This window comes from Psychrobacillus sp. NEAU-3TGS (genome assembly GCF_029955155.1).
Taxonomy (GTDB): domain Bacteria; phylum Bacillota; class Bacilli; order Bacillales_A; family Planococcaceae; genus Psychrobacillus.
In genome coordinates, this window is sequence record NZ_JAPNOZ010000012.1 from 1 (window position 1) to 20,088 (window position 20,088).

The 20,088-nt window shown below is 33.4% G+C and carries 19 protein-coding genes, 1 tRNA gene and 3 pseudogenes; 15 read left to right on the forward strand and 8 right to left on the reverse strand.

Going from position 1 to position 20,088, the window contains the following annotated elements; all coding sequences use genetic code 11:
* Positions 1 to 683: 683 nt before the first annotated feature.
* The 3 genes and pseudogenes from OR571_RS16195 to OR571_RS16205 all read left to right on the forward strand — a co-directional run bounded on the left by OR571_RS16195 (position 684) and on the right by OR571_RS16205 (position 2,991).
* Positions 684 to 1,235 carry a sigma-70 family RNA polymerase sigma factor gene (locus OR571_RS16195; protein WP_282244241.1) on the forward strand — a complete coding sequence of 184 codons (552 nt, stop codon included), beginning with the start codon at positions 684 to 686 and terminating at the stop codon, positions 1,233 to 1,235.
* A 3-nt stretch (positions 1,236 to 1,238) separates the two neighbouring features.
* Positions 1,239 to 1,661 (forward strand): PadR family transcriptional regulator, encoded by a 423-nt coding sequence (locus OR571_RS16200; protein WP_282244243.1) that lies wholly within the window; start codon positions 1,239 to 1,241, stop codon positions 1,659 to 1,661.
* A pseudogene (locus OR571_RS16205) lies at positions 1,658 to 2,991 on the forward strand (FtsW/RodA/SpoVE family cell cycle protein). The gene OR571_RS16200 and the pseudogene OR571_RS16205 overlap by 4 nt, the downstream one beginning before the upstream one ends.
* Positions 2,992 to 3,226: 235 nt before the next feature.
* Here the strand turns inward: OR571_RS16205 and OR571_RS16210 are convergent.
* Positions 3,227 to 4,066, reverse strand: a complete 840-nt coding sequence (locus tag OR571_RS16210) for an STAS domain-containing protein (protein WP_282244245.1) — start codon at positions 4,064 to 4,066, stop codon at positions 3,227 to 3,229.
* A 757-nt stretch (positions 4,067 to 4,823) separates the two neighbouring features.
* On the opposite strand from OR571_RS16210, the gene OR571_RS16215 reads away from it, so the two are divergent.
* Positions 4,824 to 4,967: a hypothetical protein gene (locus tag OR571_RS16215; protein WP_282244247.1), complete on the forward strand. Its 144-nt coding sequence runs from the start codon at positions 4,824 to 4,826 to the stop codon at positions 4,965 to 4,967.
* Positions 4,968 to 5,282: 315 nt separating this feature from the next.
* Here OR571_RS16215 and OR571_RS16220 read toward each other — a convergent pair.
* Both OR571_RS16220 and OR571_RS16225 read right to left on the reverse strand, forming a co-directional pair.
* Positions 5,283 to 5,354 (reverse strand) — tRNA-Asn (locus OR571_RS16220).
* A 129-nt stretch (positions 5,355 to 5,483) separates the two neighbouring features.
* A complete protein-coding gene (locus tag OR571_RS16225; RefSeq protein ID WP_282244249.1) occupies positions 5,484 to 5,678 on the reverse strand; it encodes a histidinol-phosphatase in 195 nt (64 codons plus the stop codon).
* A gap of 209 nt (positions 5,679 to 5,887) precedes the next feature.
* Here OR571_RS16225 and OR571_RS16230 point away from each other — a divergent pair, with 209 nt between their 5' ends.
* Complete coding sequence (locus OR571_RS16230) at positions 5,888 to 6,151, forward strand: hypothetical protein (protein WP_282244251.1); 264 nt, start codon at positions 5,888 to 5,890, stop codon at positions 6,149 to 6,151.
* A gap of 132 nt (positions 6,152 to 6,283) precedes the next feature.
* Here OR571_RS16230 and OR571_RS16235 read toward each other — a convergent pair whose 3' ends face one another.
* A complete protein-coding gene (locus OR571_RS16235; protein WP_282244253.1) occupies positions 6,284 to 6,796 on the reverse strand; it encodes a DUF3231 family protein in 513 nt (170 codons plus the stop codon).
* A gap of 295 nt (positions 6,797 to 7,091) precedes the next feature.
* On the opposite strand from OR571_RS16235, the pseudogene OR571_RS16240 reads away from it, so the two are divergent.
* Positions 7,092 to 7,456: pseudogene (locus tag OR571_RS16240) on the forward strand (transposase); the annotation flags it as partial.
* A gap of 123 nt (positions 7,457 to 7,579) precedes the next feature.
* Here the strand turns inward: OR571_RS16240 and OR571_RS16245 are convergent.
* Positions 7,580 to 8,734, reverse strand: coding sequence for an MFS transporter (locus OR571_RS16245; protein ID WP_282244255.1), 1,155 nt, complete (start codon positions 8,732 to 8,734; stop codon positions 7,580 to 7,582).
* A gap of 82 nt (positions 8,735 to 8,816) precedes the next feature.
* On the opposite strand from OR571_RS16245, the gene yeiL reads away from it, so the two are divergent.
* Positions 8,817 to 9,488 (forward strand): transcriptional regulator YeiL, encoded by a 672-nt coding sequence (gene yeiL / locus OR571_RS16250; protein ID WP_282244257.1) that lies wholly within the window; start codon positions 8,817 to 8,819, stop codon positions 9,486 to 9,488.
* Positions 9,489 to 10,606: 1,118 nt separating this feature from the next.
* Here yeiL and OR571_RS16255 read toward each other — a convergent pair.
* On the reverse strand, positions 10,607 to 11,254 hold the full coding sequence (locus OR571_RS16255; protein ID WP_282244259.1) for an FMN-dependent NADH-azoreductase: 648 nt from the start codon (positions 11,252 to 11,254) through the stop codon (positions 10,607 to 10,609).
* Positions 11,255 to 11,450: 196 nt separating this feature from the next.
* On the opposite strand from OR571_RS16255, the gene OR571_RS16260 reads away from it, so the two are divergent.
* Both OR571_RS16260 and OR571_RS16265 read left to right on the forward strand, forming a co-directional pair.
* A complete protein-coding gene (locus OR571_RS16260) occupies positions 11,451 to 11,960 on the forward strand; it encodes an RrF2 family transcriptional regulator (RefSeq protein ID WP_282244261.1) in 510 nt (169 codons plus the stop codon).
* 630 nt (positions 11,961 to 12,590) lie between these two features.
* Positions 12,591 to 13,439 carry a DUF2935 domain-containing protein gene (locus tag OR571_RS16265; protein ID WP_282244263.1) on the forward strand — a complete coding sequence of 283 codons (849 nt, stop codon included), beginning with the start codon at positions 12,591 to 12,593 and terminating at the stop codon, positions 13,437 to 13,439.
* 907 nt (positions 13,440 to 14,346) lie between these two features.
* Here OR571_RS16265 and OR571_RS16275 read toward each other — a convergent pair.
* On the reverse strand, positions 14,347 to 14,679 hold the full coding sequence (locus OR571_RS16275) for a D-alanyl-D-alanine carboxypeptidase family protein (protein ID WP_282244266.1): 333 nt from the start codon (positions 14,677 to 14,679) through the stop codon (positions 14,347 to 14,349).
* Positions 14,649 to 15,221 (reverse strand): D-alanyl-D-alanine carboxypeptidase family protein, encoded by a 573-nt coding sequence (locus tag OR571_RS16280; RefSeq protein WP_282244268.1) that lies wholly within the window; start codon positions 15,219 to 15,221, stop codon positions 14,649 to 14,651. The genes OR571_RS16275 and OR571_RS16280 overlap by 31 nt, the downstream gene beginning before the upstream one ends.
* Before the next feature lie 183 nt (positions 15,222 to 15,404).
* On the opposite strand from OR571_RS16280, the gene OR571_RS16285 reads away from it, so the two are divergent.
* From OR571_RS16285 to OR571_RS16310, 6 genes and pseudogenes are all read left to right on the forward strand, one after another.
* On the forward strand, positions 15,405 to 16,100 hold the full coding sequence (locus tag OR571_RS16285; RefSeq protein ID WP_282244270.1) for a response regulator transcription factor: 696 nt from the start codon (positions 15,405 to 15,407) through the stop codon (positions 16,098 to 16,100).
* Complete coding sequence (locus OR571_RS16290; protein ID WP_282244272.1) at positions 16,090 to 17,250, forward strand: sensor histidine kinase; 1,161 nt, start codon at positions 16,090 to 16,092, stop codon at positions 17,248 to 17,250. The genes OR571_RS16285 and OR571_RS16290 overlap by 11 nt, the downstream gene beginning before the upstream one ends.
* Positions 17,251 to 17,575: 325 nt before the next feature.
* Positions 17,576 to 17,842, forward strand: coding sequence for a CD3324 family protein (locus OR571_RS16295; RefSeq protein WP_282244274.1), 267 nt, complete (start codon positions 17,576 to 17,578; stop codon positions 17,840 to 17,842).
* A gap of 135 nt (positions 17,843 to 17,977) precedes the next feature.
* Positions 17,978 to 18,465 (forward strand): annotated as a pseudogene (locus tag OR571_RS16300) (GNAT family N-acetyltransferase).
* A gap of 327 nt (positions 18,466 to 18,792) precedes the next feature.
* Complete coding sequence (locus OR571_RS16305) at positions 18,793 to 19,203, forward strand: VOC family protein (RefSeq protein WP_282246252.1); 411 nt, start codon at positions 18,793 to 18,795, stop codon at positions 19,201 to 19,203.
* Positions 19,204 to 19,846: 643 nt separating this feature from the next.
* Positions 19,847 to 20,071 (forward strand): DUF3953 domain-containing protein, encoded by a 225-nt coding sequence (locus OR571_RS16310; RefSeq protein ID WP_282244275.1) that lies wholly within the window; start codon positions 19,847 to 19,849, stop codon positions 20,069 to 20,071.
* Positions 20,072 to 20,088 lie beyond the last annotated feature (17 nt).

The following is a 20,088-nucleotide window of genomic DNA, read 5'->3' on the forward strand; positions in this document are numbered from 1 at the left end:
TATCACTAAGTTCAATGTTGGCTAGTATAGCATTATTCATATACAGTCTTATATTTGAAGATAAAGTTATCGAAGCACTTTCTCTCCTAATAAGTGTATCCATAATCATTCTACATCGACAAAATATAAAGAGAATTGTAAATGGAACAGAGAACAAAATAGTTAAAAATTAATGTTACTTGTCAAGCTAACGGGTGCTTTAGCAAAATCTGGCCATCAATTCGATGGTCTATTTTTATGTTCAAAACATTAAGTTGATCGCAGATATGTATTGTGAAATGTTACACTTAAACTAAAGGTGCAGGTTAGTTGAAGAGTGTTGTTTAACTTGTGTTAAACAATAGGGCCATATTGTTTAATAACAATTATTATACAAAGTAAGTATTGTGGAGGTTTACACCTTAACTATTTGGTAACGGTAAATGCAGATTTACAACAATATGCAATTTTGGTTAGAACTGTTGTAATTACATTTCCTTCTGAGAAATTAGGGATCATTAGTCGAATAAGTAGTCTTAAAAGCGACCTGACCTACCTACAAAATTTTTTGGAACAATCTGATAAGAGATTGTTCCTTTTTCTACGTATACTCTAGAATACAGACGGTCATAAAAAAATATATTTTTTTCAAACCGAATGAAGGATAGCCTCGTCTAAGATATATGAGGGGGTGACACAACGAGATGAATGAACTAAACCAATTGGCGGTGACAGATGAAATGATGCTGGATGAGCGTGAGCAGATCATTGATCAATTAATGCGTGAATATAGCGATGATATCCTGCATCTTGTATATACATATGTAAAAAACCGAACTATTGCAGAAGATTTAGCACAAGAGATATTTATAAAGTGTTTTGAAAAATTAAATCAATTTAATCAGCAGTCAACAATAAAAACTTGGCTATATCGCATTGCGAGCAATCATTGCAAGGACTATTTAAAAAGCTGGCATTATCGCAAAATAATGCTTAACAATAAAATATTTGACCATATCCCTTCTAAGTTGAAACAGGTGGAAGAGGAGGTTATCAAGCATAGTGAAGAAAATAGCTTAACGAATGCCGTCATGAATTTGCCTATAAAGTACAGAGAAGTCGTATTTCTCCATTATTATGAAGAACTGTCTTTAAAAGAGATAAGCAAAATTACTTCAGTAAATATAAATACATTAAAAACGAGATTAAAGCGTGCGAAGGAATTATTAAAAGACAAGATGATAGAGGAGGTATAGAAGATGAATGATCCGTTAAAGAACCTGAAGAGTTCGATGGAAAAATCAATTTTCAAGGATTTTTCTTTTTCTAATGAAAGAAAAAATGCAGTGCGAGAAACCATTCGTACGAATCAGCAAGCACAATTTCATATAGAGACCATAATAGCTATATTAGAATCTGTTCAGTATGAATCAAAGGATGGCTACAATATTTCCGTTCAACTTTTTCAAAAAGATGAACGTACTTTCCAAAAAAATGAAGGGCAGCTTTATACACTGCTGCATCTATTAGAAAATAAAGAAATACTTACTTCAAATTGGTTAAATAACAAGAAATATTATTCCCTAAACTCTAAAGGAAAAAAATACTTAGCTACTTATAAAAAAGATACCGATAAACAGGGGTTATCCCTTAATCCCTTCATAACGGAGGCGTCCTTATGAGCTCAATCAAATTTGAAGAATTTTTAAGTAAAGTCACTTCCAAAGTCAAATCTACGGAAGCCCACAACAGGATAAAAAAAGAGCTTACTCATCATCTGCGAGAGTTAAGTCAATCTTATAAAAAAAGAGGATGTTCTGAAGAAGATTCAGCTGAAAAGGCCATTCAAGAAATGGGAAATCCATTTATCATTGGAGAGAAATTAAATCAACTTCATAAACCAAAAATGGATTGGATGCTTATTGTTTTATTTGTTATCTTTGCTAGTATCAGTTTTCTCCCGCTAGTTGGTGGAATTCCTGAGATTTCATCATCAATCACCCAAATTATGGGGCGACAGGCTATCTGGTACTCCTTAGCTGCACCTGTAATTATTGGGTTTCTTTTCTTTAATTATCAAAAATCAAAGAATTGGTGGATGTACTTTTATGCTATCGGCTTGTTCATTCACTTATATCTCTATTTATTTGGATATACGGTCAGCGGTGCTAAAAGATGGATTTCACTTCCAGGCCTAACGGTCGATGGCACTATATTAAGCTTATTCTTCTTTTTCCTGGCTTGGGCCGGTATTTTCAACAAAATAAATGAGTTTCATAGTTGGAAAAAACAAGGTTTTCTTCTTGTTTTATTTTGGATTCCCATCTTGCTCTACACGATGGTGCCAAACTTTATCGTTGGGGTCAGTTACTTTTTTTGTATACTAGGAATGTTTACATTTGCCCGAGTCCATAAGAAATTAGCAATCAACCTAGTCGTATCGAATCTAGTGGCTGGTATCGTCTTCATCATTATGATTATTACTACGACCTCACACCAAAGTTATTTTCTTTCAAGATTATCTACTTTTTTAAACCCAGATGCCGATCCAAATGGAGCCGGATATATGTATATGGTCGTTAGGAATATCCTTGCAGAGGCCGGATGGTTCGGTAACGGACTTAATAATGATTTGAAATTTCAATTGTTGCCAGAATCACATACAGATTTTGCTTTCCCCTTCCTCGTCTATTCTCTTGGTTGGACATTCGGGATCGGTCTTTGTTTGGTACTGCTGATATTTATTTCAAGAATCTCAAAAATGCATTTAAAACAAAAAATCTTTATGGGAGATTAATCGTAATCGGTGGTGCTGTATTATTTGCCGTTCCTACAACTTGGAATATATTGATGGTCTTTGGAATCGTGCCCATCATGGAAGTTTCCCTGCCGTTTATTAGTTATGGAGGCAGTGCAATCCTCTTTTACGCTGCTGTTTTAGGGTTCATTTTAAATGTTTATCGAAGAAAGGATATTGTAGAATCCACGATAGCAGATGATATAAACATTTAAAGTCAAAAATCTGAATGATGATAAAAAAAGGGCGACAGCTAAATAATAGTTGTCGCCTTTTTCTTAATCTCGAAGTACCGGTAAGTTTATGAAATAATTGGTTTTATTGAGAAGAAATTTAGTTATACCATAAAAGGGCACGATTGTGGAATAAAGTTTTTACAATATATTGTAAAAAATTCCAATAAACAAAATTCCAATAAATCTATTGTTTATCCTAATTAGATAAGCTTCTTCAATAGTTAATTTTATTATCTATTAAAAATTCATTTAAAGCTTGTTGTAAAGTACCAAAAGTTTTTGTTTCTTTATCGAATTTAATACCTAAATTAATCGTTTGTCTAACAACATCGGGCCGCAAGCCTGTAATAATTGTGCGACATCCCATCATTGAAGTACCGTAAATAGTTTTCATTAGGTGTTCAATTACTTTGTTTTCCATTTCGGCTATACCCGATAAATCAATAATTAATGTTTGAATATGAAGTCTATTAATCTCTGTTAAAACCTTTTCCTCTAAAACAGTTGTTCTAAATGAGTCCATTGTTCCAATTAAGGGCAGTATACATATGGTTGGAGTTATAGGGATAATTGGAACTGATAACTTTTCAACCACTTCTCTTTGAGCTAGAATCAAAGAATCCTTAAAGGTAGAATAGTTTATAAAGAACGAATTTAAAAAGTCATCAATTTTATTATTTACGTGTTTTTCCAATAAGAATATCGCTTCTAAATTAAACTTTTGTGTTTGGTTGTTAAATTTCTGCAAGAAGTTCCAAAGGGTCCTGCGAATCGCTTGTACCCATTCCAGTTTAAAGGATAAAGTTAAAGAATGTGTAGCCCACGCTATTCCTTCTTGTTTAGCAAATAAACGAAGTTCTGTCTGTTTATCACCATCAATTATGAAATTAATGAGTTTGTGTGCATTATTAATGAGGTCAATTTCTCCAACCCTTAGGATATCATCTATTTTATCTCTAACATTCACAGCTTGATTTAATAAATGATTTTCAAAATCTTGTTTATGACTCTTAAAATAATGTTGAAAATCCTCATCTAAAAATACCTTGTCCAAAATATTTCCCCCTTGAATTATTTATATCCTCAACGATTCTTTATTCCCATTATAAATCTTCTTTAAACATAAATAAAAAAGCTCATTTAACAGGCGAGCCTCTCTTTGAATTATAATAATTTTGTTAAGTTTGATTGAAGTCTGCCGTTTCCTTCTATAACTTCAAATTAACTTTATATCCCAAATACCCTTCATATGATTAAATAGACGCAAATGCTCAAAATAGTATTGATGAAAATATTATTATTGCAGATACAGACTATAATATTATTTGGTTAAATTCATACGCTAGACAATCACTTAATTAAATAGCTCCTTTATATGGCTTTTCCAACTCAGATGACTTAAATGGCTTGAGCTAGGATTTCTTTCATAAAGAACCTTCTTACCAGCGCAATGAGATAATCCTAACTGCACTTTATTCTAGTATTTTTTATTCAACTAACGGGTGCTTTAGCAAAACATGGCCATCATTTCGATGGTCTATTTTTTTGTTCAAAACATTAAGTTGATCTCTGATTTACAAGTAGAGACAGAACACTAAAAATGTTTAAATTATATCCTACAGGTATTCTTTATATCGTATGGGGAGAATATGAAGAATTAAAACTTAAAAGGAGAACTAATAGATAGTCTTCTTCAACTAACGGGTGATTTCTTCAAGAAGGGGTAAAGCCATAAAGGGGCAGGTTAGTGAAGAAGATATTATCTATTAACGAAATACTATCAGCAAGTAAACAAGGAGGTTATAAGTTTTATGGCACATCCGTATGAAATATTTGAAGGAACACCTTTATGGGACATTATTCATAAAGGAATTAAAGACCTTGTAGAAAATAATGACATAGAAGAAACGACAAAGAGAATATATCGTTGGCTATCTTTGCAAGTTAATAAATGAATTAGAAGCAGAAAAATGAGTGGTCCTTCTTCAACTAACGGGTGCTTGAGCAAAACATGGCCATCATCTTGATGGTCTATTTTTATATCGAAAACATTAAGTTGATCACAGATATGCCTTGTGAAATGTTACACTTAAACTAAAGCAGCAGTTTAGTTGAATAAGAAGGTTTTTTGGCGATTTTGTTGTAAAAGTTAATATATGCAAATTATTGTACAAAAGAGCTAGAAAATGTTTGGATATATAATTGCCGATTAATAAAAAGAATGGTTGATCGTGAATATTTCACGATCAACCATTCTTTTTTGTTAATAACTCCGGAGGTAGGACTTGAACCTACGACCAACCGGTTAACAGCCGGTTGCTCTACCACTGAGCTACTTCGGAATAGAGATATCTTACAAAGCTTATTATGAACTGATAGTTTTTAAAATATACAACACCTTAATAATGTAAAGGGAACAGTCATCCCTAAAGTAATAATTAGGAATGACTGTATCAACCCATTAAGTATTACTAGTTATTATTATTGTTGTTGTTGTTGCGTTTATTGTTTCGCTCATTATTATTTTTGTTGAGATTTTGCTCATTATTGATTTGTTCGTTTAAATTGTCAAAGTTGAAATCCTCACCGAATTCAGCTGAATTATTTTGGTTGTTGTTATTATTTCGATTTTTATCGTTATTGCGGTTGTTGTTGTTATGCACCATTACTGTTCACCTCCTTGACCATATTAGTGTTGCCTAAAAGGCTAGAAAAATACTCGATAGTTATAAAAAACAACTAACACAAACGGATGGCGAACTGCAATTTTGAAATTGTATATCTAGACAAAAAATAAATTGGATACTTCCACACTTTTATTATCAAGCTAATCAGTATAGAAGTCAGAGGCTTTTGGAATATGAGGAGTGTTCACATGACAACAAAACCATACGGTAAATCAGCAAACAACCTAGTCCATATTAATCGAATGACGATTGCTGAGTTAGAGATAGCAATTGCTGATTTAGAAGCGAGAGGTTATGAGCTTGTAAAACGTGATGATATAGAAACGGTTAGCGATGTGAAGGATTATCATTACCGCGATAATATCGGTGCTAAATGGAAATTTAGTGGTAGCTCAGAAAGTTTGAAACGATGTAGTGCGACGATGAAACGGGCTGTACCTTATGTGAAGTAGTTTTATGAAGAATGCAAAACGAAAATTTGAAAGCCGCTGTTAAATTAAAAGTGGATGGAGTACAACAGAAACATATAAAGTGTAATAAGAAAATTAAAAAGGGCATTCAAATATAGAATGCCCAGTGAATTATTACTCTTTATTTGGTGAATTTAAATGTAGTGGTGGTGGAACAAGCCAACCCTTCTCCTTGTTTAGTCGCAATAGTTTTGCACCTAATTGTGCTTTGTTCAAATGGAATTGACCGTACATCAAAGCAATATCTTCTCTGATGCATTGTCCCATTGCCTGACTACATGCGACTAAACCAGCCGCGCTATCAATCGAGAGAGCAGCACTGATTTCAGGATCGTTAAATCGTGCGCCAACAGGTATGTCTTCTAGATTTGCAAGTGGACGTTCTGGAGGTGAGGGTGGTAGTCCTATACCATCAGTTTTTAATATCCCTTCAATCTGTTTATTTTCGTCTTTCATACATTGAATCGATTCTTCAATAATCTTTTCTAGATCTTTATCTCCAGTGTGATTAGCGAAGGTTTGATATGCAGCTATTAACCCGTTGTTTGTAGCTAGATTAGTCCATAATGCAAATACTTCGCCGTAATGTAACGGATTGTCCTTTGGATTACCATTTAAAATTCCCATAATTGAACTCCTTATCATCAATAATATTTTCTTAAACAAAACTATTATGCGTGAAAGTAAGAAAAGTATTCGTATTCGGGTGGCTGTAAACAATAATTAATGTACCGCCATCGAAAAAGCGACGTTATCAAAAAAGACCTTTTTCAAGGTCTAGTTAGTCTTATTTCACTATTCACATATTCGCGTATGATAAGTAACTCAATTATATCTTGAGATGAATTTGAATGAGGGGAATGATCAGGAAGAAGATCATTAAACTGCCTAACTAAGTCATTAGGGGTTTCCACATAAAATTGAATTAGAAGATTACAAGATTGTCCATTCGATTCCAGGAATCGGAGAAAAAATCGCTGCCACGATCATCTCTGAGATTGGTGAAATCGATCGGTTTAGTCATCCGAAAAAGCTAGTTGCTTTTGTCAGAGAGTGGATCCTAGTGTCATCCGGAAAGTTTACTGCAACAAGCAAACGTATTTACTAAAAAGAGGTTCAAATAGATTACGCCATGCTTTGTATCTTGCCGTATGGTTCGGTATCAGAAGTACATGAAACAAGAAACTGAAAGAATTCTATGATAAAAAGAAATCAGAAAGAAAGCCTGCAAAAGTGGCGATAGTAGCCTGCATTAACAAACTGCTTCATTGGATTTATGTAACATAGAATTAATTATAATTTTAAATAAAAAGACTGACATCCTATTAGCTAGTTTAGTAAGAGAAAAGCATCAAAATACATGGAGCTTGGAGAAACATTTCCTCGCTCATTTTTTATATGCTTTTTAAATTAACCTTTACGTTCTAGTTTTCGATATACAAGCGCAATTAACATTGCTGGCAGGGTACAAACTATCATGCCGATAAAGGCATATCTTGGCTCAACTTCGTATAAATAGCCTCCTAAAATGGTAAACAGTGCTGTACTCCAGCTAAGTGCAAGCGTTGAATATATGCCTTGGGCTTTCGAAACTTGTGCTTGTGAGATGTTGTTGATAATGTATCTCATAAAGGCATAATGCGCCATAGCAAACGAGAATGCATGCAAAATTTGTGCGACACTGAAAACAATTACATTTGGAAAGGCAAACACTAATATCCAGCGAATGGAAGAACCAATAGCTGCTAATGTTAATAAAGTGCCAACTGAAAATTTGCTAAATCGTTTATCTGCTATTGAGAAGAATACAATTTCTGAAATCACAGCAATGTTAATAATGAGACCAATTAGGTATATTGGTGCGTGAATATCTTGTAGAAAAATATAGCCATAATTGTAATAAGTGGCATGTGCTGCTTGCAGTAAAACGACAATCATGAGTACTAAACCAAAATGTTTGATACGGAATAAATGTAACATGCCGACTTCTTGTGTTTGGTCTACTTGCGGTTTTTCAGATAAAATACCAGGTGCACTCATAAAACCAAGATACACAAAACCAATTATCCCAAGAAATAGTGCCCAAAAAATAACTCCATCCCCAAACATCCCCGTAAAAATGGTTAAAATCAAGCCGACTGAGACAAAACCAATAGATCCCCATTGACGACTTCTTCCATAGTGTCTTAGTTGTTTACTTTGCAAAAGGACACTGGCAGCACTTTCTAAAGTAGGCATCAGAGCTGGATAAAATAAGTGTAAAAAGATGGTTACTATTAGTAGACCAGCAAAGGAGCTTGTCGGAATATAACAAAGAAGTGCAACCAGTGTGCCGATTCCAGCCATTATTAATAAGATTTTACTGCTAAATCTCCCCGATAAATAAGGAAATGCAAATAATGTGGACATGCCTCTTGCAATTAAACCGAAACTCATAATCAAGCTAGCTTGTGACACGGTAATTCCTTTTGTATAAATCATCCACCCTGACCAAAAAGGTAGAAAAATGCCCCATGTCAGAAAAAAACTAAAAAAACGTATACTCATCCAGCGTTGTGCGTTCATTTTTATTCCCCCTCGTTGAATACATGGTATCATGTAAAGAAATATGAATAATATGAGATATCTCATATTTTCGAGGTGGAATATGGAAGTTTACAAAGATGAAAAAAAAAGAATATATTTGGAAAATAACTCAATAGCATATTTATTTGGTTTTCAAGTTGATGAATTTATAGAGGTACATGAATATCAACGAGGTGAATGGATTATTCAAGAGGGAATGAGACCGGATTTTTTATTTTATGTAATGGAAGGAGCAGCTAAAATATATATAACACATCAAAATGGGAAAGTATCCTTAATTAATTTTATCAGTGCCAATGATTACATTGGGGAAATGGAATTATTAAATGATGTGTATTATACAAAGGGGATTCAAGCATCAACGAAGACCATTTGTTTTGCACTTCCATTTTATCGATATCGCACACAATTAATGGAAGATGCAAAATTTTTACGTGAATTAACCAAATTTTTAAGTGTAAAAGCTACACTTAGGGCAGCAAAGTATTCGCAAAGCCTTGCTTTCCCGCTTGAAAATCGGCTTGCGGATTTTATATTGCAAACTGCAGATGAAGGGATATATAAGGAGAAACACATAACTGTTTGTGATTATTTAGGTGTATCCTATCGCCACTTATTGCATGTACTTAAGCAATTTTGCGATAAAAATTACTTGCAAAAGGAAGGGCGTAACTATCAAATTATACATTACGATTCCTTGTATAAACTTGCCGAGGTTTTGAAGCATAATTGACTATTAAACATAATTACTATAGGTTCTTCTTCAACAAACGCGTTGCATTGATTCAACAAGAGATTAATGCCCATTTTGTTGCAGTTATTGAACTAACGTCCTGCATATCATATTAGCGAGAGTATCTTAATGGAGAATCCATCATTCGAATTGATAATGAAATTTCGAACAAGAAGACCGGATATATCACTTATAAAATATTCAATACAAATCTTTTATCAAGTGCTGAATATTTATATGATGTAGCAGACTCAATTTCAGGTGACGAAGTATATATCATAGAGAAATTTCTAGAATGCTCGGAAAAAAATAAATTAAGTTTAAAAAACAAAAAGATTTTATCTTTGATACAATTAAGGTTCAAAGAAAGTACCGTGGCCAAGGGTATGGTCGTTCGGCAATGACCGACTTGATTAAATTATGCATAGTATTAGAAGGATTATATTGTCTTAAAACCAGCACCTATTGAAGGGAAACTAGGATCTCGGAATAGGAAAGCAATGATTCGATGACTAATAGGCTTTTATAGTTTGCTTGGCTTTCAAAATTACCAAATAGAAGATGAGGAGTCGATTATGTACCTCGCACTTGAAGAAATTGATTATCCTAATTATTAATGAGAATAAATTGAGATAGCTAAAGGCTTTCATTAGATTCAACTATTTGTAAAAGAATTAGAAAAGGACGGAATGAGTATACAAATTTATTGTTACATTTAATTATATTCTTTATGTTTTAGTGTCCAACTTTATAGTAATTCCATAATTGACTTAAGCGTAATAATGCGTGTTATGGGCAACTGTAGTATACATCTTTATTGTCATTTCACAAAATTTTGTACAGTTACATTAAAGTAGGTTACTGTAATTTATAAAAGAGTGTTAAAATCACCTCTCTAGTTTAAATGAGAGGTGATTTTTTGTTGGATGCCTATGTTAAAATAGCTATAGATTGTGAAGGGTTACACTTAAACTAACGCGGCAGTTTAGCTGAATAAGAAAGTTTTTAGCTTCTTCCACAATCGGGTCAGATTGTGGAAGAAGGAATAACAAATTAAGTGAAAAAAAAACATCCTATAAAGGATGTTTTTAATTATAGTGTAATTTAATTTGATGCTTTTATTTCTTCGCTAATTCAGAAGCAACCTTTTTAGCTTCTCCATATGCTTTTTGTAAAATCTTATCTCTATCAGCACCTAGTAAATCAGTTCCCTGCACTCGAATAATGTCGTAATCTTCAAGGCCCATAAAGTTGAACATTGATTTTAAGTATTTGTGTGAGTATTCAACTTCGGTATACCAGTCGTTATTGGTATAGATTGCGCCGCTTCCTTGTATCACAACAATACTTCTTCCGTCTTTGAGTAACCCAACTGATCCTGTGTCAGTATATTTAAATGTTTCCCTTGCAATCAAAATATTGTCCATATAGTCTTTTAACTTTGATGAAACATTAAAGTTATGCAATGGGTAAGCAATAACATACTTATTTGCGCTTTTGAATTGTTTTAATATCTCATTCATACGCTCTGTTACTTCTTGCTCTTGGTTAGTAAGCTCTTGTCCATTTCTTAATTTTCCCCATGCGGTTAGAACACTTTCATCTATCATCGGTACTACTTCACTGTACAAGTTAATCTGTTCAATGATTTCATCATTAGAATGTAGCTCTTTGTAGCTTTTCATAAAGTGTTCCAGAACATTTAAACTTACTGAAGAAGTTGAATCAACTATTGGATGTGCGTTTATTACAAGAATTTTACTCATAGATGTATTCCTCCTAGATGAATTGTCAGTATAATTGATGACTATATAAATCGTCGATTAACGCTGTCTGTAATTGGAGCTTTATTAATATACATCGAATAGTAGTTTGTGTCAAATTAAAAAATATATGTACCTTCTAGTTTGTGTTAATATACAAATACACTTACTATCTAGAATAATAAAGCAGGTGAACTAAATGAAATATAGTGTAATGGTTGAATATGCTTTGCATAGTCTTGTTTATTTAATTGATGTTCCTTCAGATGAAAGCATAGGTATAAAAGATCTTTCAGAATTTCAGGGACTCTCAGAGACATATCTATCTAAAGTTTTCGGTAAATTATCTAAGGCTGGTATCGTAAGTTCTATACCTGGGGTAAATGGGGGGTATAAATTGGCAAGAGCCCCTGAAGAGATATCTTTTTGGGATGTAATACGAGCAGTAGAAGGAATTAAGCCTATTTTTCAGTGCCAGAATATTTTAAAGAATAGTCTTATGTATGTAGACAAAGAAAAGTGCTCTTCTTGCACTTCAGGTAATTCTGCTTGCACCATTAATTTAGTAATGCTAGAGGCAGAACAGCAAATGTATGCGTTTCTAAGTAGTAAGACTATTTCATGGTTAGATAAAGAACTCGAACAAGTGCTTCCAAAAGAAATAAGAGTAGGTTCCCGAGAATACTTTAAAAGAAATGACTCTATTTAGAACCTTTACTTTAAACTCATTTATGTTAATAGCATCTTCAACTAAAAGACCATCATTTAGATGGTCTATTTTTACGTTTTAATAATTAGGTAAATTTCAGCTATCCATCGTGAAATGTTACACTTAAACTAACGAAGCAGTTTAGTCTAATCAGGATTGACAGTAGGGCTGCGAGGTACAAAAGCGCTGGAGGCTTATTCAGCCACAGCATTGCATGGAAGAAGGAGTGATGCAGTATTGTAGAGTTGTAGTTGAAATAATGCCATAGGTGTACGAATCGGTGAATTATCCTCATAAAAGAGGAAGAATAAAAGAGTTAGTCCAGTGTGGAGACCACATGCCCAGGCACTAATCCTGCCCAGCGGAAACTTAATACCGAACAGTTAAAACAAGCTACGATGCATTGCTCCAGCACAACACGTAGGTGTACATCCGACTCTAATTGCGGGTCGGCTAAAGTAAGTTTATGTCAGTCTAGTAATAACACCCAGAACAGTGCATACCGGGTAGAAAAGTGAGTGTCCGAAGAATAGCAAATGACCATATTCAAAAAGTTACCTACATAAACCCTTACAATCTAGTTTATGTGGGCTGTTTTGCATTGATCGCTTTTGCAAGGCTGTCATTAAAATGCTCTTCCTTGAATACAATGGGGATGTTAACTATTACGTAGGGAGTGAATATCCGATTCCGACATTTGTAACGCAATCGTTAGAGGAGATTCGATTTTGGTCACGGATAATGAAAGAACATGCTTTCTTTTTAAGTATCGGGTTTACAGCTGATCAAACAGAACTTGTTCAAGAAGCAAGGCATTTTATTCCAATATTTGAACAAATTCAAGAACAAGCAAACCTCTACAATGAACATACAGATCCTGGGGTCATTCAACAATTTAACATACAAGTGTATCAAGCGGTTGCTTCTATTTATGCTTTTAAACGGAAAGTACTGGGATTGATTTTGAGTTGTAAAATTGTTCAGAATAACATTCCATTATTAGTTGATCATACGAGTCGTGAAGCATATTATTTCGCAAAACGATTAAAGGAACTAAATGAAGGTAAACTAATACCATTACCAGAAGCAATTATTAAAGAGAACGTGTTTTTCTTAAAAATAATGGCAGACCACTCAAAATTTATTGGCCATTTGTTAGACCCTTCAGAACGAAAACTCGTTGATCAAGCGCGGGAGTTCAGTCATGATTTCGATCAACTTCTTTTTCAAGCGCAAGATTTAGATCATATGAGACCAGAATCAGAAACTCAACCACTTTTAGAACAATTTCTTGACCAAAATCGTGTTTCTGTCGTGTCGTTACGCGACTTCAAGAAAACAGCAAGAGACTTAATTGAAGCATGCAAAATTAAGAGCAATATACCGGCTCTTCTTGCTGATCACGTTTTCCGTGAGGCGGATCACTTCCTTCATATTATTGATGCATTTGATGCGTACCTTATGGAACAAAAGCCTTAATTCGTCTTTAGGCAGCAAAAAAGATCCGTCTCCCGATTTATCTCATTCCGAAGTCAGTTTTTTTACTTTGTAGGTAAATTCGAGGTGACAGAATAGCGTCCGATTTCAGTGTCTTTCAGAAAAGTTGAGTCCTTCTACAAGGAAAGTTGTATCACAACGATTTGGAAAATTGCTACTAGTGTTCAATTATCCTTTTCTTCATTGATTATAGAAAAAAAATCTAACCTATCGATTTTTCATAAAGGAAAAATTGAACTGATTGTGGAAGACAATAGAATGTATTGAGTTTTTCTTAAAGTGATTTTCACCCTTATCCATAAACTCTATTATTTTATCCAATTTCTTTTCAAGTTCATTAAGTTGATGCTCTTTTGCCTGTTGATTCAAGTGTAATCTTCTTATAAACAGGTGAGAGATACTACAAATAAAACGAAAAGCCCCGATACTATAACCTGATAAATCATGTCTCCCACATTAAACACTAAAACATCTCCTTGTATATCAAACACAACTGAACATTATCTCTCACAATCGTAATTTCCTTATTTTTTCATTTTTAATTGATAATAGAGTCTTTTTAGACAATAGTTGAGAATCATTTCACTTAAACTACGGGTGCTTTACTTTTAAAAAAGTAAAGCCTTTTTTCTTCAACTAACGAAACAGGTTTGTTGAAGAAGGATGTTATCAATTAAATAATATACGATCTGACTTCCATAAAGCACAACGAGGAAATTGTTTGACAACTTTATAATCAATAAAATATTAATAGGCAGTTGGAAGTAAACAGTTTACTCCAACAGAATCTTTTAGTTTTCTGTATCTTATCAATTTCAAAAATGCTCAAATCCAAATGAGAGTAGCTTACGAGTCTCAAAGAAACGAGCGTCATCACTTTTTGTACCCATCACAACCGAAATAAGTCGTTTATCCCCCTTTTGTGCAGTTCCTGTAAAACAATACCTGCAGTTTCCGTAAAACCTGTTTTTAATCCATCTACAGGATTAAAATATAAATCCTGATTATCGGGGTCTAGCATAGCATTTGAATTCTTTAAGGTTGTCCCATCGTATGCTAATTTGTATTCAAGAAGTTTGGTTGTTTCGATTACATCAGGGAAATCACGTAATAATTGGTTGGCGAGTAATGCAACGTCTTTTGCTGTCATAATATTTTCTGAACCATCGGTATTATATAATCCAGTTGAGTTTACAAAGTTTGTTTTGGAAGAAAGGCCCATTTTTTAGCTTTATCATTCATTAGCTTAGCAAATTTTTTCTCTGATCCTGCTATGTGCTCTGCTAAAGCTATCGTAGCGTTATTAGCAGAATAAATGACCATCGCACTATATAAGTCCCGAACTGTTAAAACATCATCGTCTTTAACATAAATTTTAACTGCTCGAGGATCCATATTGTTTGCACTGTGAGACATTACAACCGGGTCATCCCATTCTATATTTCCATTTTCAATTTCCTCCAGTACTAAATACTCTGTCATCATTTTGGACATGCTTGCGACTGGAAAAGGAATATCTGCATCTTGTTCCATTAATATTTCTTCTGTAGATGCATTCAATAAAATTGCTGAGTGACCTTTTATGGTAGCCTCTAAAGAGGAATCTATGTAGGTTGTTGAGGGTCCAGATACCTCAATTATCTCGTTTATAAAACCTTGAACCTGATGACTTTGGCTGAAATTGTATGCTCCTGTATAGCACCCTATCAAAATGATGAGAATAATTAGTAATTGACTTTTTCTTTTTAGCTTCCTGCGATTCATCTTCTTTCCTCCGTCTCTTTTTCTCCTAAATCCTTATTAACATATCCTTATTGTAGTTAGCGAATATTAAAAGAAAGGAAAGAAAAGTTAAAGAATTTCTTAAGATTTCGGTGTAGATAGTTTTTCGAAAGTATCTATGTTTATAATATAAGAAGAATTTAGAAAAATAGGTGGAGATGTCTGATGAAAGCAGCTATTTTAATAATAGATGACGATAATGATATTACGAATTTATTACGGATTTATTTAGAGGCGGAACACTACGAGGTTCATTTAGCCCATGATGGGGAAGAAGGCTTAAAAATGTTAGCAATGCAATCAACCGACTTAATTATTCTAGATGTGATGATGCCTAAAAAAGATGGTATTCTTGTTTGTCGTGAAATTCGACAAGATAATCAAACTGTACCGATTTTAATGTTAAGCGCAAAAGCAGAAGATATGGATAAAATATATGGACTTACGACGGGGGCGGATGATTACCTTATTAAACCCTTTAATCCATTAGAGCTTGTAGCACGAGTAAAAGCATTGTTAAGACGATCTGGGTATTTACAAAGAAATACAGAATCCTCTAAGGAAGGTTTAATCTGTGGTCCTTTAGAAATAAATAAACAGAATCATACTGTGCTTATTGGTGATATCCCATTGAAATTGACCGCAATTGAATTTGATATTTTATGCCTGCTTTGCAGTAAGCCTGGTCGTGTATTTAGTTCGGAAGATATCTTTCAATTGGTATGGAATGAGCAGGAAATCTATTCAAGCAAAACGGTTATGGTTCATATAAGTAATTTAAGAGCAAAACTTGACCGCGCATTAAATGGTGATAAAATGATTGAGACTGTTTGGGGAGTTGGTTATAAAATTGGTTATTAGATCCTTACTAATAGAAATTGGACTTTTCTCAAAGTGGCGTCTTGTCACTGGAATAATCCTGTCCGCTATTTTATCAGCAGTCTCTTTATTCTTTATTAAAAATGCGGTGGTAGGCTTTGTTAATACTTCAGTAGTTGGTAGTGGAATGGTTACTGAATTTATTACTTTATTCGGTAAGAGGAGAGTTTATAATATCCTGTATTCTCCTTGGCCTTTCCTTCTTAAACAGTTAAGTTTTTTTATAGTCTTCATGTTTTATTTTTTCTTATTTTACCAACATGAAAAAAGAAGACAATTTTTAAAATCCCTCAATCAGCTGATTGCTGATACTAAAAAATATGTTAGCAATCCAGAGATAGTGTTTGAACCTGTTTATCAAAACAAGTATTTGTTGCAATTAACAGAAAGTATTAATATGATCATTAGTAAAATGGATACCCTGATAGAGGAAGAACGAAATGCCCAGAGAACAAAAAACGAGCTAATTACGAATATCTCCCATGACCTTCGAACTCCACTGACTTCTATACTTGGTTACTTGTCTCTTATTACGGAAGACAAATATAGAGACGAAGTAGAACTTAGGCATTACATTGATATTGCTTATGAGAAATCAACCCTACTGCATAGGTTAATTCAGGATTTATTTGAATATACGAGAGTACAAAATCATCAGCTAAAAGTAAAAAAGGAACCGCTTAATATAAAGGAAATGCTTGGGCAGCTTGTTGAACACTATCGTATCGAGTTAGTGCAGAGGCAGTTCGTTTGTAATGAGACATATAGTTCTGAACCACTTATTGCTGAAGGAGATGGGAATCTACTTATTCGTGTTTTTGAGAACCTGTTATCGAATGCTTTAAAATACGGAATAAAGAAAAAACAAATTGATATTTTCGCTACTTTAGACAATAAGTGCATTTTAGTAGAAGTTATAAGTTACGGGAATACGATCCCAGCTACGGATTTACCTCATATATTCGAAAGATTTTATCAGGTAGATAAATCACGTAGCATGTATTCTGAAAGTTCTGGATTGGGGCTTGCTATTGCTAAGAGCATTGTTGAAATACATAATGGCGAAATACATGTGGTAAGTGACGAAGAAAAAACCGTTTTTTCAGTTTATCTTAAGCGCCTTAAAAGTTGAAAAAGTTATTGAGTTTATGAGAGAAGCTTATAGAAAGAATACCGTGTTGATTGAAGTTAAATATGACCATCATTTCGATGGTCTATTTCTACGTTCAAAACATTGAGGGGATATTTAATTGGAGTTGTATTACGAACAGGAAGGAAATCACTATGACAAAAATTAGGAGAAGTTTAAAGATTAGCTCTATGCAAAGTTTTCACTATGAACAACGGCGGTTGTTTGTATAGAGCTAGAAATTGGTTTCCGCCGAATAGTAACCATTGTTTGTAGGAATGACTTTGCTGCCTTAAAAATTTAATCTATTTTAAGGAGCGTAGCTAACATGAAATATGTAAATGCAAAAAGCATCTTCCCAGTAGAATTATTAAAGGAAATACAGAAGTATGTAAATGGAGAAATGGTTTACATTCCTATTTCTAAGGAATCACACAAGAAATGGGGGGAAAGCTCAGGGGGTAAAAATTATTTGAACAATAGGAACCGTGAAATCCGTCAACAATTTTCCGAAGGTATGACTATAGACCAACTTTCTGATCAATTTTACCTTTCCCGTGATAGTATTAAAAAAATTGTTTACTCAAAAAAATAGATTTTATATGTCACATTGGATTTTATCTTTTTTTTGTAAAAGATAGTTTATAGTCGTTTATTATATATATTTATTGGACTGCCTTTTATTACAATTACAGGTATAGAATTGATAGTTGGAAAGGTGTTATACATGATGTCTGTTATTCTAAAGGAAGTTTTAGAAATTGAAAAAACTATTTTAAGAAACCTTTACTCTTTGTATCTTCATGACCTTTCAAAGTTCACTTCAATGATTGACATTGGGGTAGACGGTTCTTTTGAATACGAGAGCCTGGATAAGTTTTGGGACATAGATGGACTTTCCCCATATTTTATTATATTGGATGGTAGTATTATAGGTTTTATATTACTATTGGAGCGTCCGTTTTTGACAAAGGAAAATGATTTAGGAATAAATGATTTTTTATACTTAATAAGTACAAAGGTAAAGGATTGGCCGCTAAAGCTGCGGTAAAATTGTTTGAAGAGAAACAAGGGCTTTATTTTGTAATGCAGGTTATTGAAAACAAACGTGCTGTTTCTTTTTGGAAAAAGTTATATCAGGAATTAAATATTGAGATTAATGAAAGACAAGAGTTAATTGATGATGAGCAGTGTTTAATTCAAACATTTAAGATATGATTCACTAAAAGCAATCCTCAAGAGGTAAGAATTGCTCATTTGTTAATTAAATTAAAGATTTGAGTTAGTGAAAGAAGGGTAAGTTGAAGTCCAGTCAATATTATAAGGTTTGTGGAAGGTTTGACTTAAACTAGCGGGTGCTTTACTTCGAGAAGGAGTAAAGTCTTTTTTCTTCTTGAACTAAAGCGGCAGTTTAGTTCAATTAGGAAAGCCGTTCTCTTATGTTGGATAATGGATTTTGTAAAAAAAATTCATTTTTTGAAGGAATTCATTTATACAATAGAGAACTATAGTGTGAATGACAATACTAAAGTAGAGGTGAGTAACATGGGGTTTCAGGCTGATAAGATATTCGTAAATTTAGCAGTTAAAGATTTAAATAACACTAAGGCATTTTTCTCTAAATTGGGGTTTGAATTCAATGATCAGTTTACCAATGAATTTGCAGCAAGCATGATTATTAATGATAATATATTTGCTATGTTGTTAGTTGAAGAACATTTTAAGACTTTTACAAAAAAAGAAATCACCGATTCTACAAAAAGTAATGAAGCAATCTTGGCACTATCTGTTGAAAGTAAAGAAAAAGTCATTGATATTGTAAACAAAGCTTTAGACGCAGGCGGAAAACCTTCTAAGGAACCACAAGATCATGGTTTTATGTATGGGTGGAGTTTTGAAGATATTGACGGTCATCTTTGGGAGCTTTTTTACATGGATGAAAGTGCAATAAAATAATTTTTCCTAAATATAAGTAACCCACAATAAAACGATGGAGGAAGCTAGCACAAGGTGTTGGCTTTTTTTGTACGTTATGAAGATTAGGTGGAACAGAGTGAAAGTTGCTTATTCAACTAGCAGGTCCTTTAGTTTGAGTTCATTGAGTTGCTAAGGCAGCTCTTTTTCTCATTGCGCTGACGGGACAGGTTAGTATTATGTGAAATATCCTTCTGTTCTTATGATAAATAGTATAAATGAATAGTGGCTTGGAGGTGGATTGACGAAACGTACATTAGGAGAGTTTCATATTATTCAAGCCCTAATAACTTACTTAATTTTTGTTACTCTTGTAGATAGGGTTTATCTCCCTGTTGTAAATGAATTAACAAATCTTCATACTACAGTATCATATAAATGGACGTATTCACTAAGGTACGCAACGAGAATTTTGAACTAAAGGGCAGTCTAGTTGAAGAAAAATGTATTTATGCTTATCTCTAATGGAAAATTTAATTAACTGGAACTTCTATTTGTTTCTAACGTATTAAAGTAAAGCAACAATATAGTGGAAGAAAGAATTTGATTTTCACCATAATAAATAGAGTTCAAAATGATGTGATTTAACAAGAACTTGTACTGTGATTGAATGGAGGGAGAAAAAATGCTGAAAATATTAAGAATTATCTCATCATTTATTACTTTCGCATTAGCAGGATATAGCCTTATTACTAAGAACTTTGAATTTATGCCATATATGCTTTTGTTCTTATGTGTGTCTGTTTTCGTTACGGGGGTTTTGGAGCTAAAAGCAAAACGGAAAACAAGGGCGATAATTTCTTTCCTTGCAGTAGCATTTGCATTTTTTGTCGTCATTTATGCTTATTAAGCTAACGAGTGCTTTAG